Source organism: Streptomyces sp. NPDC015139 (assembly GCF_043079785.1).
GTDB lineage: Bacteria > Actinomycetota > Actinomycetes > Streptomycetales > Streptomycetaceae > Streptomyces > Streptomyces albidocamelliae.
On the sequence record NZ_JBIBUW010000001.1, the window covers coordinates 225,041 to 240,428 of the forward strand.

At 73.1% G+C, this 15,388-nt stretch carries 14 protein-coding genes; 9 read left to right on the forward strand and 5 right to left on the reverse strand.

Annotation, left to right across the window (positions count from 1 at the left end; all coding sequences use genetic code 11):
* The first annotated feature begins 87 nt into the window (after positions 1 to 87).
* Positions 88 to 918: an isocitrate lyase/phosphoenolpyruvate mutase family protein gene (locus tag ACF08B_RS01015; RefSeq protein WP_392315429.1), complete on the forward strand. Its 831-nt coding sequence runs from the start codon at positions 88 to 90 to the stop codon at positions 916 to 918.
* 3 nt (positions 919 to 921) lie between these two features.
* Here ACF08B_RS01015 and ACF08B_RS01020 read toward each other — a convergent pair whose 3' ends face one another.
* Positions 922 to 1,338: an SsgA family sporulation/cell division regulator gene (locus ACF08B_RS01020; RefSeq protein ID WP_392315430.1), complete on the reverse strand. Its 417-nt coding sequence runs from the start codon at positions 1,336 to 1,338 to the stop codon at positions 922 to 924.
* A 236-nt stretch (positions 1,339 to 1,574) separates the two neighbouring features.
* Here ACF08B_RS01020 and ACF08B_RS01025 point away from each other — a divergent pair, with 236 nt between their 5' ends.
* Together ACF08B_RS01025 and ACF08B_RS01030 are read left to right on the forward strand one after the other, a co-directional pair.
* Positions 1,575 to 2,693 (forward strand): WD40/YVTN/BNR-like repeat-containing protein, encoded by a 1,119-nt coding sequence (locus ACF08B_RS01025; protein ID WP_392315431.1) that lies wholly within the window; start codon positions 1,575 to 1,577, stop codon positions 2,691 to 2,693.
* 78 nt (positions 2,694 to 2,771) lie between these two features.
* Positions 2,772 to 3,110: a plasmid stabilization protein gene (locus tag ACF08B_RS01030; RefSeq protein WP_392315432.1), complete on the forward strand. Its 339-nt coding sequence runs from the start codon at positions 2,772 to 2,774 to the stop codon at positions 3,108 to 3,110.
* A 9-nt stretch (positions 3,111 to 3,119) separates the two neighbouring features.
* Here ACF08B_RS01030 and ACF08B_RS01035 read toward each other — a convergent pair whose 3' ends face one another.
* On the reverse strand, positions 3,120 to 3,416 hold the full coding sequence (locus ACF08B_RS01035) for a YciI family protein (RefSeq protein WP_392315433.1): 297 nt from the start codon (positions 3,414 to 3,416) through the stop codon (positions 3,120 to 3,122).
* A 61-nt stretch (positions 3,417 to 3,477) separates the two neighbouring features.
* On the opposite strand from ACF08B_RS01035, the gene ACF08B_RS01040 reads away from it, so the two are divergent.
* Positions 3,478 to 4,221: an endonuclease V gene (locus tag ACF08B_RS01040; protein WP_392315434.1), complete on the forward strand. Its 744-nt coding sequence runs from the start codon at positions 3,478 to 3,480 to the stop codon at positions 4,219 to 4,221.
* 174 nt (positions 4,222 to 4,395) lie between these two features.
* Here ACF08B_RS01040 and ACF08B_RS01045 read toward each other — a convergent pair whose 3' ends face one another.
* Both ACF08B_RS01045 and ACF08B_RS01050 read right to left on the reverse strand, forming a co-directional pair.
* Positions 4,396 to 5,574, reverse strand: coding sequence for a saccharopine dehydrogenase family protein (locus ACF08B_RS01045; RefSeq protein ID WP_392315435.1), 1,179 nt, complete (start codon positions 5,572 to 5,574; stop codon positions 4,396 to 4,398).
* 93 nt (positions 5,575 to 5,667) lie between these two features.
* Positions 5,668 to 6,270 (reverse strand): DJ-1/PfpI family protein, encoded by a 603-nt coding sequence (locus ACF08B_RS01050; protein ID WP_392315436.1) that lies wholly within the window; start codon positions 6,268 to 6,270, stop codon positions 5,668 to 5,670.
* A gap of 244 nt (positions 6,271 to 6,514) precedes the next feature.
* Here ACF08B_RS01050 and ACF08B_RS01055 point away from each other — a divergent pair, with 244 nt between their 5' ends.
* From ACF08B_RS01055 to ACF08B_RS01070, 4 genes are all read left to right on the forward strand, one after another.
* On the forward strand, positions 6,515 to 7,912 hold the full coding sequence (locus ACF08B_RS01055; protein ID WP_392316011.1) for an FAD-binding oxidoreductase: 1,398 nt from the start codon (positions 6,515 to 6,517) through the stop codon (positions 7,910 to 7,912).
* A gap of 321 nt (positions 7,913 to 8,233) precedes the next feature.
* The gene (locus ACF08B_RS01060) at positions 8,234 to 9,394 is read left to right on the forward strand and encodes a CaiB/BaiF CoA transferase family protein (protein ID WP_392315437.1); all 1,161 of its coding nucleotides are present in this window, start codon (positions 8,234 to 8,236) and stop codon (positions 9,392 to 9,394) included.
* A 41-nt stretch (positions 9,395 to 9,435) separates the two neighbouring features.
* Positions 9,436 to 10,650, forward strand: a complete 1,215-nt coding sequence (locus tag ACF08B_RS01065; protein WP_093698117.1) for an acetyl-CoA C-acetyltransferase — start codon at positions 9,436 to 9,438, stop codon at positions 10,648 to 10,650.
* 41 nt (positions 10,651 to 10,691) lie between these two features.
* Entirely contained in the window at positions 10,692 to 12,875 is a 2,184-nt protein-coding gene (locus ACF08B_RS01070; RefSeq protein ID WP_392315438.1) for a 3-hydroxyacyl-CoA dehydrogenase NAD-binding domain-containing protein, read from the forward strand.
* Here the strand turns inward: ACF08B_RS01070 and ACF08B_RS01075 are convergent.
* Entirely contained in the window at positions 12,861 to 13,586 is a 726-nt protein-coding gene (locus tag ACF08B_RS01075) for a MerR family transcriptional regulator (RefSeq protein ID WP_392315439.1), read from the reverse strand. The two genes, ACF08B_RS01070 and ACF08B_RS01075, sit on opposite strands and share 15 nt — an antisense overlap.
* A gap of 224 nt (positions 13,587 to 13,810) precedes the next feature.
* Here ACF08B_RS01075 and ACF08B_RS01080 point away from each other — a divergent pair, with 224 nt between their 5' ends.
* Entirely contained in the window at positions 13,811 to 15,286 is a 1,476-nt protein-coding gene (locus ACF08B_RS01080; RefSeq protein WP_392315440.1) for an amino acid permease, read from the forward strand.
* The last annotated feature ends 102 nt before the right edge of the window (positions 15,287 to 15,388 follow it).

The window sequence follows — 15,388 nt, forward strand, 5'->3', positions numbered from 1 at the left end:
TCAACGCGATTACCGTCCGCCCGGCGGTCGACGCCCATGTCGTTTTCCTGCCAGCGACCCCGGCGCCACCGCTGCTTGGGTGGGCCCATGACGCTTGCGCACCCGCTCCGTGAGACCGCCCTCGCCTTCCGCGCCCTGCACGTGCCCGGCCGGCCGCTCGTCCTGCCCAACGCCTGGGACGCGGCCAGTGCCGCCGTCGTCGCAAAGGCCGGCGCCGCGGCCGTCGCGACCACCAGCGCCGGCGTCGCCTGGGCGCTCGGTGCCGCCGACGGCGACCGGCTGGACCGGGACCGCGCGCTGGAGGCGGTCGCCCGGATCACCGCCGCCGTACGCGTCCCGGCCAGCGCCGACATCGAAGGCGGCTACGCCGAGGGCCCCGCCGGGGTCGCCGACACCGTCCGGGCCGTGCTCGCCGCGGGCGCGGCCGGCGTCAACATCGAGGACGCCCGGTACGACGGCGGTGAGGTGCTGCGGCCGGTCGCCGAGCAGGCCGCCCGGATCGCCGCGGTACGCGCCGCCGCCGACCGGGCCGGGGTGCCGCTGTTCGTCAACGCCCGGATCGACACGTTCCTGCGTGGGGCCGGGGGAGTGGACCTCACCCTGGAGCGGGCCGCCGCCTTCCTCGCCGCGGGCGCCGACGGGATCTTCGTCCCCGGGGCCGTCGACCCGGAGACGATCAAGGCACTGGTCGCGGGCATCGACGGCCCGGTCAACATCCTGCTGCTGCCCGGCGCGCCTCCGGTCGCGGAGTTGGCCGCGCTGGGCGTCGCCCGGATCAGCGCCGGCTCGGGCCTGGCCGAGGCCGCCCACGCCCTGGTCCGCCGTGCCGCGCGGGAGCTGCTGGAGGAGGGCACGTACGGGTTCCTGGCCGGCGGATACGCCTACGGGGAGCTGAACGCGCTGTTCCCGCGCGCGTAGCGGTCAGGCGGCGTCGCGCATCAGCTCGGCCAGACCGTGGTCCAGGTCGAGCTGGAGGTGTTCGAGACCGACCGGCACCAGCTCGCCGGTCGACTTCAGGAACCGCCGGATCTCGCCCGAGCGGACGTGCACGACCGCCGTGCCCTCGGGGGCGTGGAACTCCAGGACGGTGCGGTCGTAGCCGTACGGCCGCACGCGGACGTCCCCGTGGCCCTCGGGGGCCTCCAGCCCGGCCGCGAGGAGCTCGCGGGAGAAGGTCCAGCACACCTCGACACCCTCCAGGGTGGCCGGGGCCGGGAACGTCATGCGGACGGCGAACGGGTCGCTCCGGTCGTAGCACAGCGTCGCGGGAATGCTCGGCATGCGCGGTGCGGCGGCGACGAGACGGGCCTCTACGGGCTGCTCGATGACGGTGGACAACGCCTTGCTCCCTTGTGACGGCTGGACTGCGCCCGGGTGACCGGCACCCGGCACTGGAAGAGACGACGGATTCGGCCAATGCGTGCACACGGGGAACGAGTGACCTCGGTCACCGCGTTCATGCATGGTGCGGGGGCCGGAGCTTTCCCGATTGCAATGACCGCCCGATATCGCCCGTCCTGTGCGGGAGTTGGTCCTCTGGACGGCGCCGGAGGCATGGACTAGCTTCGCCCGCCATGAGGCGCTTGGGAAGCACGCGACGCAGGGGACGGGCCGGCGGGCTGCTGGCGGCGGGAGCGGCCTGCGGGGCGGCGCTGGCCGCGCTGACGGTCCCGGCGGCCGAGGCCGGGCAGCTCGGAGCGCACGGCAGGGGCCCCGCGGGGGTGCACTGGGCGGTGAAGGACTCCGGCGCCCCGCAGGTCCGCTTCCGGGGGCTCGCGGCCGTCGACCGGAACACCGCCTGGCTCGCCGGGACCGGCGGCACCGTGCTGCGCACCACGGACGGCGGAGCGAGCTGGCGGAACGTCTCTCCGCCGGGAGCTTCCGACCTCCAGTTCCGGGACGTGGAGGCCTTCGGCGCACAGCACGCGGTGGCGCTCGCCATCGGCGAGGGCGAGGCGTCCCGGGTGTACCGCACCGACGACGGCGGCAGGACCTGGACCGAGTCCTTCCGCAACACCGACCCGAAGGCCTTCTACGACTGCCTCGCCTTCCTCGACCACCGCCACGGACTCGCCATGAGCGACCCGGTGGACGGCCGGTTCCGCATTCTCTCCACGAGCGACGGCGGCCGCTCCTGGCGGGTGCTCCCCGCCCGGGGCATGCCACCGGCCCTGGACGGCGAGGCGGGGTTCGCCGCGAGCGGCCAGTGCCTGGTCACCGCGGGGCCGCGGGACGTCTGGCTGGCCACCGGCGGCGGCGCCCACGCGCGCGTGCTGCACTCCGCCGACCGCGGACTGACCTGGAGCGCCGCCGACGTGCCCGTACCGGCCGGCGATCCCGCCAAGGGGGTCTTCGCGCTCGCCTTCCGCGACCGCCGCCACGGCATCGCGGTCGGCGGCGACTACCGTCCCGACCAGCAGTCCCCGCGGGCCGCCGCCGTCACCGGCGACGGGGGCCGCTCCTGGCGGACCGCCGCGACACCGCCGCCCGCCTACCGCTCCGGCGCCGCCTGGCTCCCGCACAGCCGCACCGCCGCGCTCGCCGTCGGCCCCACCGGCACGGACCTGACCACCGACGGCGGCCGCACCTGGCGGACGGTCGACACCGGCTCCTACGACACCGTGGACTGCGCGCCCGATCTCGGCTGCTGGGCGGCCGGCGAGCAGGGGAGGGTGGCCCGCCTCGAACGCTGACCGGGAGGCCCGGCAGGAGCCGAGGTAAGCCGGTGAAAGCCGGGTACTCGTTTCCCACCGCAAAGGAAGGGAGCGATCATGCCAGCCGGTTCCAGCCCCAAGCGCGAGCGTCAGTACGAGCACATCAAGAAGAGCGCGCAGGACCGCGGCGAGAGCGCCGGGCGCGCCGAGGAGATCGCCGCGCGCACGGTCAACAAGGAACGCGCCCGCTCCGGCGAGTCCAAGACCGCCAGCCGCAGCTCGACGCAGGACATGTCGTCCGGCAGGCGCGGCGGTCAGCGGTCGGGCAACCGCGAGGGCTCGCAGGGCCCGACGCGCGACCAGCTGTACAACGAGGCCAAGCAGCGCGGTATCGAGGGCCGTTCGCACATGAACAAGGACCAGCTCCAGCGCGCGCTGGACAGGAAGAAGGGCTGAGCGGCCGGCTCAGTGCAGGGTCTGCCGGTGACGCGCCAGTTCGGGGGCCGTCTTGGTGGCGATGAACTCGGTGACGCGGTACGCGCACACACCGGCGACGGTGAACGGGTCGCCCGCGACGATCTCCTCGATGCCGGCCCGGTCCCCCGCGACGGCGAGGATCACCCCGCCGTCGCGGGGGTTCTTGCGTCCGGACGCCAGGAAGACGCCCTTCTCGTACTGCTCGTCCAGCCAGGCCACGTGGTCGGGCAGCAGCGCGTCCACGGCGTCGAGCGGCACGGTGTAGGTGAGTTCCAGCACGAACATGATCACGAGCCTACCCCCGGGCCGCGGCGGCGGTCCGGGCAGCCGTACAGTCGAGGGCACCATGACGACCGTAGGCGTACCCGCGGGCTGGCCCGCGACCGAGGAAGAGGCCCGGGCCGTACAGGACGCACTGCGGGGCCGGGTGGTGCTCGACGAGCCCGGGCCACCGCCCGGGACGGGCCGGGTCGCCGGGGTCGACGTGGCCTACGACGACGAACGCGACCTGGTCGCGGCGGCGGCGGTCGTCCTCGACGCCGCCACCCTCGAGGTCGTCGCCGAGGCGACGGCCGTGGGCCGGGTCTCCTTCCCCTACGTGCCCGGCCTGCTCGCCTTCCGGGAGATCCCCACCGTCGGGGCCGCCCTGGACGCCCTGCCGGGCCCGCCGGACCTGGTGGTGTGCGACGGCTACGGCCTCGCCCACCCGCGCCGCTTCGGCCTCGCGAGTCACCTGGGCGTCCTCACCGGCCTGCCGACCGTCGGCGTCGCCAAGAACCCGTTCACCTTCACCCATGACGACCCGGCCCCGGCCCGGGGCGGCTCCAGCCCTCTGCTGGCCGGGACCGAGGAGGTCGGCCGCGCCCTGCGCACCCGGGACGGCGTCAAGCCGGTGTTCGTCTCGGTCGGTCACCGGGTGAGCCTGGACAACGCCCTCGCACACACGCTGGCGCTGAGCCCCCGCTACCGGCTGCCGGAGACCACGCGCAGGGCGGACGCGCTGTGCCGCCGCGCCCTTCGCGAGGCGGTGGGGCCCCGGGGGGCCGGGGACGCCCGGGACGCGTCGACGCGCCGGGCGCCGGCCTCCTGACACGCCGAGCCGCGGACGGCCGGACCGTCGCCGGGTTCGCGGGCGTGGTGGTGGAGCCCGCCGCCCCGGTGGCGCGGGATGCGCCCCCGCCGCCCGCCGGATCCCGGGTTACGGCCCCTTCGTCCACGGTCGCTCGGCGCACGGCCGGCACCGGGGTCGCCGGATAGGGGCCCGCTACCGGCTCGCCGCCACCCGGAAGGTGATGCCGGCGGCGCGCAGCCGTCCGATCAGGGCGTCGCCCATCGCCTGGGCCGTGGTGACCTGTCCGGCCGTCGGCGGGAGGTCGTCGAAGACCAGGCTGAGCGCCGCCTCGGCGAACATCTTGGCCGTCTCGTCGTAGCCCGGGTCGCCGCCGGCGACCTCAGTGAACACGCGCCGTCCGCCGCCCTCGCCGACGAAGCGGACCCTGAACCAGCTCCGCGCCCGCTTCTCCGCGCTCGGCCCGTCCCCGGGCTTGAGCCGGTCCGACAGCCAGCGGCGGGCGGGCGGCACCTGGGCGGCGGCGGCCACCGCGCCCAGGGCGGCGACCCCGCCGAGGGCGACGGGGAGGTGCCGCACGGCGGCGTGGTGCCGGTAGCGGAAGTCGGGGCCGTACCGATCCAGGGCCCGTGCCGAACGCCGCACGATCTGCGGGTCTACGGTCGGCAGCGGCAGCGCCCACGCGCCCAGCTCCCCGACGAACCTCGGCGGGCCCGCGGGCGCGGTCACCCGGCGGCCCATCAGCCGCGGCTCGTGCCGGTAGCGCTCCCGTGCGGCGGCGCGCATCGGCCGGCCACGCGCGATCTGGTTCAGCGCCGAGGCCAGGGTGCCGCCCGAGAACGCCGCGTCGGCGGTCACGTACCCGTCCACCGTCAGCGGCACGTCCGGCGGCAGTTGCAGCACCGTGAAGTACGCGCCGAGGTCGTGGGGCACGGAGTCGAAGCCGCAGGCGTGCACCAGGCGGGCACCCGTCTCACGCGCGCGTGCGTCGTGCCGTACGTACATGAGGTCGACGAACTCCGGCTCACCGGTGAGGTCCAGGTAGTCGGTGCCGGCGTCCGCGCAGGCGGCGACCAGTTCCTCGCCGTGGAGCACGTACGGCCCGACGGTCGTGGCCACCACGCGCGCGTGCTCGGCGAGGGCGCGCAGGGAGGCCGGTTCGTCCACGTCCGCCCGCAGGACACCGACGTCGGCGCCGCCGGCCAGGCGTTCCCGGAGCCGTTCCAGCTTGCGTTCGTCGCGCCCGGCCACCGCCCAGCGCAGCTCCTTCGGCGCGTGCGCGGCGAGATACTCCGCGGTGAGCGTGCCGACGAAGCCCGTGGCTCCGAAGAGCACGAGGTCGTAGGGACGATCCGTCCGGTTCAGCCTGCTCATGACACCCCTCGCTGTGTGCGGCACGCGCCACTGTGGTGGCAGAGGCTAGCGCGCGGTGTACCCCGCCCGGCGCAGGGGTACCGCGCGGCCGGTTCACACCGGGGGCCGCGGGTCGTACTGGATCCCGCGCCGCACCTCACGCGCCCGCTCGGGCGACGCCAGCCGGGCCACCAGGTGCAGGGCCATGTCGATGCCCGCGGAGATGCCCGCGGAGGTGACCACGTCACCGTCGTCGACGAACCGCTCGCCGGCCCGTACGTCGATCGTCGGATCGAGTTCCGCCAGCAGGTCCAGCGACGCCCAGTGGGTGGTCGCCGGACGCCCGGCCAGCAGTCCGGCCGCCGCGTAGACCAGCGAGCCGGTGCACACGCTCGTCATCAGGGGCACCGACCGGCGCTGGGCGCGGACCCACTCCAGGTGCGCCTCGTCGGTGAGCCGGGGGCGGGTCCCCCGGCCGCCCGGATGCAGCAGCACGTCCAGGTCCGGCATCCGGGCCGTCGCACGGTGCGCCGCGACGGTGAGCCCCTTCGCACAGGTCACGGGCTCTCCGTCGGCGGAGAAGCAGAACACCTGCCAGCCGTCCCCGGCGAAGGTGCGTGTCCAGTACGACAGGACCTCCCACGGGCCGACGGCGTCGAGCTCCTCGGCACCCGGGAACAGAAGGATTCCGATACTCCGCGGATCCGCGTCGGCCATGCCCCGATCCAAGCAGTCCGGTCCCGTCCGCGCGCGCCACGCGATCGGAGGCCACGTGAGTCCGTCCCCCCTGTCGGCCGGACTGCGGGGCCCGGCGGGGGGACGGACAATGGTGCCGGCGGGGTTGTCCGCCCTGCCGGTCCTCATCGCAGGCGCACACGGACCCGTGTCCCACGCCCCCGCAGCCCGCCCGGACGTCGCGCCCGAGTCCGTCCGCCACGCGCGGGAACAGGGGTGTTCGATCATGGGCGGTATCGGCAATGCGGCTCTCGAGAGCCTGCGCGGGGCGCTGCGGGGGCAGGTCCTGGCTCCGGGGGACCCCGGCTACGACGAGGCCCGCGTCATCTACAACGCCATGATCGACCGGCGTCCGGCGGCGATCGCCGGATGCGTCGACGTGGCCGACGTCCGGACGGTGATCTCCTTCGCCCAGGAGACCGGAGTGGACCTGGCGGTGCGCGGCGGTGGACACAGCGGTCCGGGGCTGTGCGTGGCCGACGGCGCGCTGACGCTGGACCTGACCCCGATGCGCTGGGCGGACGTCTCCCCGCGGACGGGCACCGCGCGCGTGGGCGGCGGCAGCCTGCTCGGCGATCTCGACCACGCGGCACACACCTTCGGCCTGGCCACTCCGGCCGGGATCGTGTCGACCACCGGAGTCGGCGGTCTCACCCTCGGCGGCGGCCACGGGCATCTGACCCGCAGGTACGGCCTGACCATCGACAACCTGCTGTCGGCCGACGTGGTCCTCGCCGACGGCACGTTCGTCACCGCGTCGCAGGAGGAGCATCCGGACCTGTTCTGGGCCCTGCGGGGCGGCGGCGGCAACTTCGGCGTGGTCACCTCGTTCACCTTCCGGATGCATCCCGTGGACACCGTCGGCGTCGCGCTGACCGTCTGGCCCGTCGACCGTACCCGCGAAGTCCTCCAGTGGTACCGGGAGTTCCTGCCCTCCGCGCCCACGGAGCTCAGCGGCTTCTACGCCCTGCTGGCGGTGCCGCCCGGGCCGCCCTTCCCCGAGGCGATCCACGGACGGAAGATGTGCGGCGTCGTGTGGTGCTACACGGGCGACCTGGCCGGGGACCGGCTGGAGAAGGTGCTGACCGTCGTCCACGCGCCCGGGCCGCCGGCGTTCCACTTCACCACCCCCATGCCCTACCCCGCCCTGCAGTCCCTGTTCGACGACCTGATGCCGACGGGGCTGCAGTGGTACTGGCGCGGCGACTTCTTCGACGCCATCTCCGACGACGCGATCGCCGTGCACGAGAAGTACGGCCAGAACCTGCCCACCGGCCTGTCCACGATGCACCTGTACCCGGTCGACGGGGCCGCCCACCGGGTCCCCGCCGACGAGACGGCCTGGGCCTACCGGAACGCCACGTGGTCCGGCGTCATCGCGGGCATCGACCCCGATCCCGCCAACGCCGAGCTGGTCCGCCAGTGGTGCGTCGACTACTGGACCGACCTGCACCCGTACTCCATGGGCGGCGCCTACATCAACTTCCTCGGCGAGGAGGAGAGCGCCGACCGGGTCCGGGGGACGTACCGCGACCACTTCGACCGGCTCGCCGCGGTCAAGCGCACGTACGATCCCGGGAACTTCTTCCACGCCAACCAGAACATCCCGCCCGCCGCCGCGTGAGCCCGGCGTCCGGCTCGCCGTCGACGGCCGCCGGGCGCTCTCCCGGCCCGGGCACCCGCGCATGCCCCCTCCGAGGCCGGTCGCGCCCGAGTGCGCGACCGGCCTCGGCCGCTCCCGCACGGGCACGCGCACGACCCGCCGTGACGGCCGGACCCGGCGGCCGCCCCGCCCGCCTGGCGATCATCACCCTGCCGGGTGATCATCGGCTCGTCGGGCACTTGGCTAAGCGCTTGCTCGTTCAGGTCTTGTGTCCGGTGGAACGGGTTCTTAGCATCACCGGTGTTACATCAGTTGTGTCACACACCCTTGGGGGCTGGACGCATGACGACGGCAGGAACGCCGACGACGCCGGGCAGCGGCCCGCTCTCCGGCGTGCGCGTGGTCGAGCTGGCCGGTATCGGGCCGGGCCCGTTCGCCGCCATGCTGCTGGCCGACCTCGGCGCGGACGTGGTCCGCGTGGACCGGCCGGGCGGCCAGGGCCTCGGGATCGACCCGGCGTACGACATCACCAACCGCAACAAGCGCTCGGTCCTGGTCGACCTCAAGGCCCCGGACGGCCCCGCCCGCGTCCTGGACCTCGCCGCCCGGGCGGACATCCTCATCGAGGGCTACCGCCCGGGCGTCGCCGAGCGGCTCGGCGTGGGCCCCGCCGACTGCCACGCCCGCAACCCCCGCCTGGTCTACGGCCGCATGACCGGCTGGGGCCAGGACGGCCCCCTCGCCCAGCGCGCCGGGCACGACGTGGCCTACATCGCCGTCACCGGCACCCTCGGCATGATCGGCCGCCCGGACGAGCCCCCGGCCGTCCCCGCCAACCTGCTCGGCGACTACGCGGGCGGCTCCCTCTACCTGGTCGTCGGCGTCCTCGCCGCCCTGCACCACGCGCGCGCGACCGGCGCCGGACAGGTCGTCGACGCCGCCATCGTCGACGGCACCGCCCACCTCTCCGCGATGATCCACGGCATGCTGGCCGCCGGCGGCTGGCAGGACCGGCGATCCGCCAACCTTCTCGACGGCGGCTGCCCCTACTACGGCACCTACGAGACCGCCGACGGCGGCCACATGGCGGTCGGCGCCCTGGAGGGCCGGTTCTACGCGGAGTTCCTGCGCCTGCTCGGCCTGGACGAGCTGGCCCCGGCCCACCAGGACTGGACCCGCTGGGAGGAACTGCGCGAACGGGTCGCGGCCCGCTTCAAGTCCCGCACGAGGGACGAGTGGACGGCCGTCTTCGAGGACTCCGACGCCTGCGTGGCCCCCGTCCTGTCCCTGCGCGAGGCACCCCACCACCCGCACCTCGCCGCGCGCGGCACCTTCACCGACCACGGCGGCATCACCCAGCCCGCCCCCGCGCCCCGCTTCTCCGCCACCCCCACCGGCATTCGCAGCGGCCCCGCCCGGCCCGGAGCGGACACCGGGGCGGTGGCGCGCGACTGGGGAATGACAGAACGTGTGAACGACGACCCGGTCGCCGACGGCGACTGACCGGCCCACCCGCTCGGCCCACCCTCCCGAAAGGCACACCAGTGAGCACCGAAGCGTACGTGTACGACGCGATCCGCACCCCGCGGGGCCGCGGCAAGGCGAACGGCGCCCTGCACGGCACCAAGCCCATCGACCTGGTCGTCGGCCTCATCCACGAGATCCGCGACCGCTTCCCCGGCCTCGACCCCGCCGCGATCGACGACATCGTGCTCGGCGTCGTCGGCCCCGTCGGCGACCAGGGATCCGACATCGCCCGGATCGCCGCCGTCGCCGCCGGTCTGCCGGACACGGTGGCGGGCGTCCAGGAGAACCGCTTCTGTGCCTCGGGTCTCGAAGCGGTCAACATGGCCGCGATGAAGGTCCGCTCGGGCTGGGAGGACCTGGTCCTCGCGGGCGGTGTGGAGTCCATGTCCCGCGTCCCGATGGCCTCCGACGGCGGCGCCTGGTTCAACGACCCGATGACGAACCTGTCCGTCAACTTCGTCCCGCAGGGCATCGGCGCCGACCTGATCGCCACCATCGAGGGCTTCTCCCGCCGGGACGTCGACGAGTACGCGGCCCTCTCGCAGGAGCGCGCCGCCACCGCCTGGAAGGAAGGCCGCTTCGAGCGCTCCGTGGTCCCGGTGAAGGACCGCAGCGGCCTGGTCGTCCTGGACCACGACGAGCACATGCGCCCGGGCACCACCGCCGACTCCCTCGCGGGGCTCAAGCCGTCGTTCGCCGACATCGGCGAGCTGGGCGGCTTCGACGCCGTGGCGCTGCAGAAGTACCACTGGGTCGAGAAGATCGACCACGTCCACCACGCGGGCAACTCCTCCGGCATCGTGGACGGCGCCTCGCTCGTCGCGATCGGCTCCAAGGAGGTCGGCGAGCGCTACGGCCTCACCCCGCGCGCGCGGATCGTCTCCGCCGCCGTCTCCGGCTCCGAGCCGACGATCATGCTCACCGGCCCGGCTCCCGCCACCCGCAAGGCGCTCGCCAAGGCCGGCCTCACCATCGACGACATCGACCTGGTCGAGATCAACGAGGCGTTCGCCGCGGTCGTGCTGCGCTTCGTGAAGGACATGGGCCTGTCCCTGGACAAGGTCAACGTCAACGGCGGCGCCATCGCCCTCGGCCACCCGCTGGGCGCCACCGGCGCCATCATCCTCGGCTCGCTCATCGACGAACTCGAGCGCCAGGACAAGCGGTACGGCCTCGCGACCCTCTGCGTCGGCGGCGGCATGGGCATCGCCACCATCATCGAGCGCATCTGACCTCCCTGCGGAATCAAGCGACTTCAACGGAGACGACTGTCATGACCGAGAGCACCACCATCCGCTGGGAGCAGGACGACACCGGTGTCGTCACCCTCGTCCTGGACGACCCGAACCAGTCCGCGAACACCATGAACCAGGCGTTCCGCGCCTCCCTCACCGCGATCACCGACCGTCTCGAGGCCGAGAAGGACTCGATCCGCGGCATCATCCTCACCTCGGCGAAGAAGACCTTCTTCGCGGGCGGTGACCTGCGCGACCTGATCCGGGTCACCCCCGAGACCGCCCAGGACCTGCTCGACGGCGGTCTGGCGCTCAAGCGCGACCTGCGCCGCATCGAGACCCTCGGCAAGCCCGTCGTCGCGGCGATCAACGGCGCCGCGCTGGGCGGCGGGTTCGAGCTGGCCCTCGCCTGCCACCACCGGGTCGCCCTCGACACCTCCGGCACCAAGATCGGCTGCCCCGAGGTCACCCTCGGCCTCCTCCCCGGCGGCGGCGGAGTGGTCCGCACCGTACGGCTGCTGGGCATCGCCGACGCGCTGCTGAAGGTGCTCCTCCAGGGACAGCAGTACAACGCCCGGCGCGCCCAGGAGAACGGCCTCGTGCACGAGGTCGCCGCCACGCCCGAGGAACTGCTCGCCAAGGCGCGCGCGTTCATCGACGCCAACCCCGAGTCCCAGCAGCCGTGGGACAAGCCCGGCCACCGGATCCCCGGCGGCACGCCGGCCAACCCGAAGTTCGCCGCCAACCTGCCCGCCTTCCCGGCGAGCCTGCGCAAGCAGACGGGCGGCGCGCCCTACCCGGCGCCGCGCAACATCCTCGCCGCCGCCGTCGAGGGCTCCCAGGTCGACTTCGAGACCGCCCAGGTCATCGAGGCCCGCTACTTCGTGGAGCTGGCCGCCGGGCAGACCTCGAAGAACATGATCCAGGCGTTCTTCTTCGACCTCCAGGCCGTCAACTCCGGCGCCAACCGCCCCCGGGGGATCGAGCCCCGTCCGGTCCGCAAGGTCGCCGTCCTCGGCGCCGGCATGATGGGCGCCGGCATCGCCTACTCCTGCGCCCGCGCCGGGATCGACGTCGTCCTCAAGGACGTCTCCCTGGAAGCCGCCCTCAAGGGCAGGGGCTACTCCGAGAAGCTGTGCGCCAAGGCCGTCGCCCGGGGCCGCACCAGCCAGGAGAAGGCCGACGCGCTGCTCGCCCGCATCACGCCCACCGGCGACGTGGCCGACGTCGCGGGCTGCGACGCCGTCATCGAGGCCGTCTTCGAGGACACCGCCCTCAAGCACAAGGTGTTCCAGGAGATCGAGTCCGTCCTCGCCCCCGACGCGCTGCTGTGCTCCAACACCTCCACGCTGCCCATCACCACGCTCGCCGAGGGGGTCGAGCGCCAGGCCGACTTCATCGGTCTGCACTTCTTCTCGCCGGTCGACAAGATGCCGCTGGTCGAGATCATCAAGGGCGAGCGGACCGGCGACGAGGCCCTCGCCCGGGCCTTCGACCTGGTCCGGCAGATCAACAAGACGCCGATCGTCGTCAACGACTCGCGCGGCTTCTTCACCTCCCGCGTGATCGGCCACTTCATCAACGAAGGCGTCGCCATGGTCGGCGAGGGCGTCGAGCCCGCCTCCGTGGAGCAGGCCGCGGCCCAGGCCGGCTACCCGGCCAAGGTGCTCTCCCTCATGGACGAACTGACCCTCACCCTCCCGCGCAAGATCCGCAACGAGTCGCGCAAGGCCGTCGAGGAGGCGGGCGGCACCTGGACCGCGCACCCGGCGGAGGCCGTCATCGACCGTATGGTCGACGAGTTCGAGCGCCCCGGCCGCAGCGGCGGCGCCGGCTTCTACGACTACGCCGAGGACGGCGGTCGGGCCGCCCTCTGGCCGGGCCTGCGCGAGCACTTCACCAAGCCCGGGTACGAGATCCCGTTCCGCGACATGCAGGAGCGGATGCTCTTCTCCGAGGCGCTCGACACCGTCCGCCTCCTCGAGGAGGGCGTCCTGACGTCCGTGGCCGACGCCAACATCGGCTCGATCCTCGGCATCGGCTTCCCGGGCTGGACCGGCGGTGTGCTCCAGTACATCAACGGCTACGAGGGAGGCCTGCCCGGCTTCGTGGCCCGCGCGCGCGAACTCGCCGAGCGCTACGGCGAGCGCTTCACCCCGCCCGCGCTGCTCGTGGAGAAGGCGGAGAAGGGGGAGCGGTTCGGCGACTCAGGCCGTTCGTGACCCGCTGACCCACTCGCTCAGCTCTTCCCGCAGCGACCGCTGGAACGTGGTCAGCAGCGCCTGCACCACCAACGGGTGCATGTGCGCCGACAGGGACCGCACGTCCCGGGTGTCACGCTCCGCCACCTCGCCGAGGAAGAGCCGCGAGAGTTCGTGAGCCGCGGCGCGCGAGTGCTCGACGAGCACCTTGCGCGCCGCGAGGATCGTCTCCTGCGACAGCGGTACGTCGAGGAGCTGGACGCCGAGCCGCAGCAGCCCGGCGTCCACCCGGAACGTGCCGCCGTCCGCCGGCCCGACCACGTTCATCGCCGTGAGACGCTCCAGGTCCTCCTCGCCGAGCGGCCGGCCGGCCCGCCGCTCCAGCTCGTGCCGCGACACCGTCTCCACGGCCTCCGGCGCCCAGGACGCCACCACCGCGCGATGGATCGCGAGATCGTCCGGTGTGAGGTCCGGCGGCAGCTGCCGCAGGTACCGCTCGATCGCCGCCAGGGTCATGCCCTGGCGCTGCAGCTCCTCGATGAGAGCCAGCCGGGCCACGTGCCCGGGCCCGTACCGGCCGACCCGGCGGGGTCCGATCTCCGGCGGCGGCAGGAGACCCTTGCTGCCGTAGAAGCGGACGGTGCGGACCGTGACGCCCGCACGCGCGGCCAGCTCGTCGATCGTGAGCTCCGGCCCACCCGGCTCCGTCCGGTCCTCGGCATCGGTCGTCATGTACAGCAGTATCGCTGTCCCACCACTGCTGTGAAACCCGTCGGACCCGCCCGAAGCGGCTGTGACAAGCGCCGCTGTGTGACATGGGCCATCGTGTGCCCGGTGATCCTTCTGGGAAGCTGCTGCCTTGGTCTGTGCCGCGACACACCATGGGTGGTGCGGGCCATGACCTGTACGACCCCCGGGCCCACGAGGTCCGGGCGCACCAGGAAGTGGAACCACCCGTGAGCAAGAAAGCCGTGGAATCGGCGCAGGCCGCCCCCCACAACACGGCGGCCGGAATCCCCGCGGACGCGGGCGACGCCGGCTACAGCAAGGACCTCAAGGCCCGCCACGTCAACATGATCGCCATCGGCGGAGCCATCGGCACCGGCCTCCTCCTCGGCGCCGGCGGCCGGCTGCACAACGCCGGACCCGCTCTCGCACTGGCCTACCTGGTCTGCGGCGTCTTCGCCTTCTTCGTCGTCCGGGCGCTGGGCGAGCTGGTCCTGTACCGCCCGTCCTCCGGATCGTTCGTGTCCTACGCCCGGGAGTTCCTGGGCGAGAAGGGCGCCTACGTCGCCGGCTGGATGTACTTCCTCAACTGGTCGACGACCGGTATCGCCGACATCACCGCGATCGCGCTCTACACGCACTACTGGAGTATGTTCACGTCCATCCCGCAGTGGGTGCTGGCGCTGATCGCCCTCGCGGTGGTACTCGCGGTGAACCTGATCTCGGTGAAGATCTTCGGCGAGATGGAGTTCTGGTTCGCGATCATCAAGGTCGCGACCATCGTCGGCTTCATGCTGATCAGCATTTTCCTGCTCGCCACCCAGCACAAGGTCGGCGGCCACACGCCCGGCCTGAGCGTCGTCACCGACAACGGCGGGGTGTTCCCGCACGGCGTGATGCCGGTCGTCCTGGTGATGCAGGGCGTGATCTTCGCGTACGCCGCGCTGGAGCTGGTCGGCGTGGCCGCCGGTGAGACCGCCGAGCCGGAGAAGGTCGTCCCGCGCGCGGTGAACTCGATCATGTGGCGCGTGGGCCTGTTCTACGTCGGCTCGGTCGTGCTGCTCGCGGTGCTCCTGCCCGGCTCGGTGTACACCGCCGACCAGAGCCCGTTCGTGACGGTGCTGTCCAAGATCGGTGTCCCGGCCGCCGGCGACGTGATGAACCTGGTCGTGCTGACCGCCGCCATGTCCTCGCTGAACTCCGGCCTGTACTCCACCGGCCGCATCCTGCGCTCCATGGCCATGGCCGGTTCCGCGCCGAAGTTCACCGCCCGGATGAACCGCAGCCAGGTCCCCTACGGCGGCATCCTGCTGACCTGCGCGGTCTGCGTCCTCGGCGTCGGCCTGAACTACCTGGTGCCGAGCCAGGCCTTCGAGATCGTGCTGAACGTCGCTTCGCTCGGCATCATCAGCACGTGGGTGATCATCATGCTCTGCCACATGCTGTTCGTCCGCCGGGCCCGCGCCGGCCTGGTGGCCCGGCCGCACTTCCAGCTGAAGTTCAGCCCGGTCACGGAGATCGCCACGATCGTCTTCCTGCTGGTCTGCCTCGGCATGATGTGGAACGACCCCGAGGTCGGCCGCAAGACCCTGCTCCTCATCCCGGTGCTCGCCGTCATGCTGGTCGGCGGCTGGTTCGCCGTACGCCGCCGGGTGTCGCAGAACGCCGAGCAGGAGCTGTCCCGGATGTCCGCGGGCCCGCGGTAGCACCGGTGCCGCTGTCGGCGGCACCCCCTGAGGTGGCGTCATGCCGGAGATCACCCGCCTCCGGGGTGACGCCACCACCCGCGGGGCAGGATCCGACGCAGT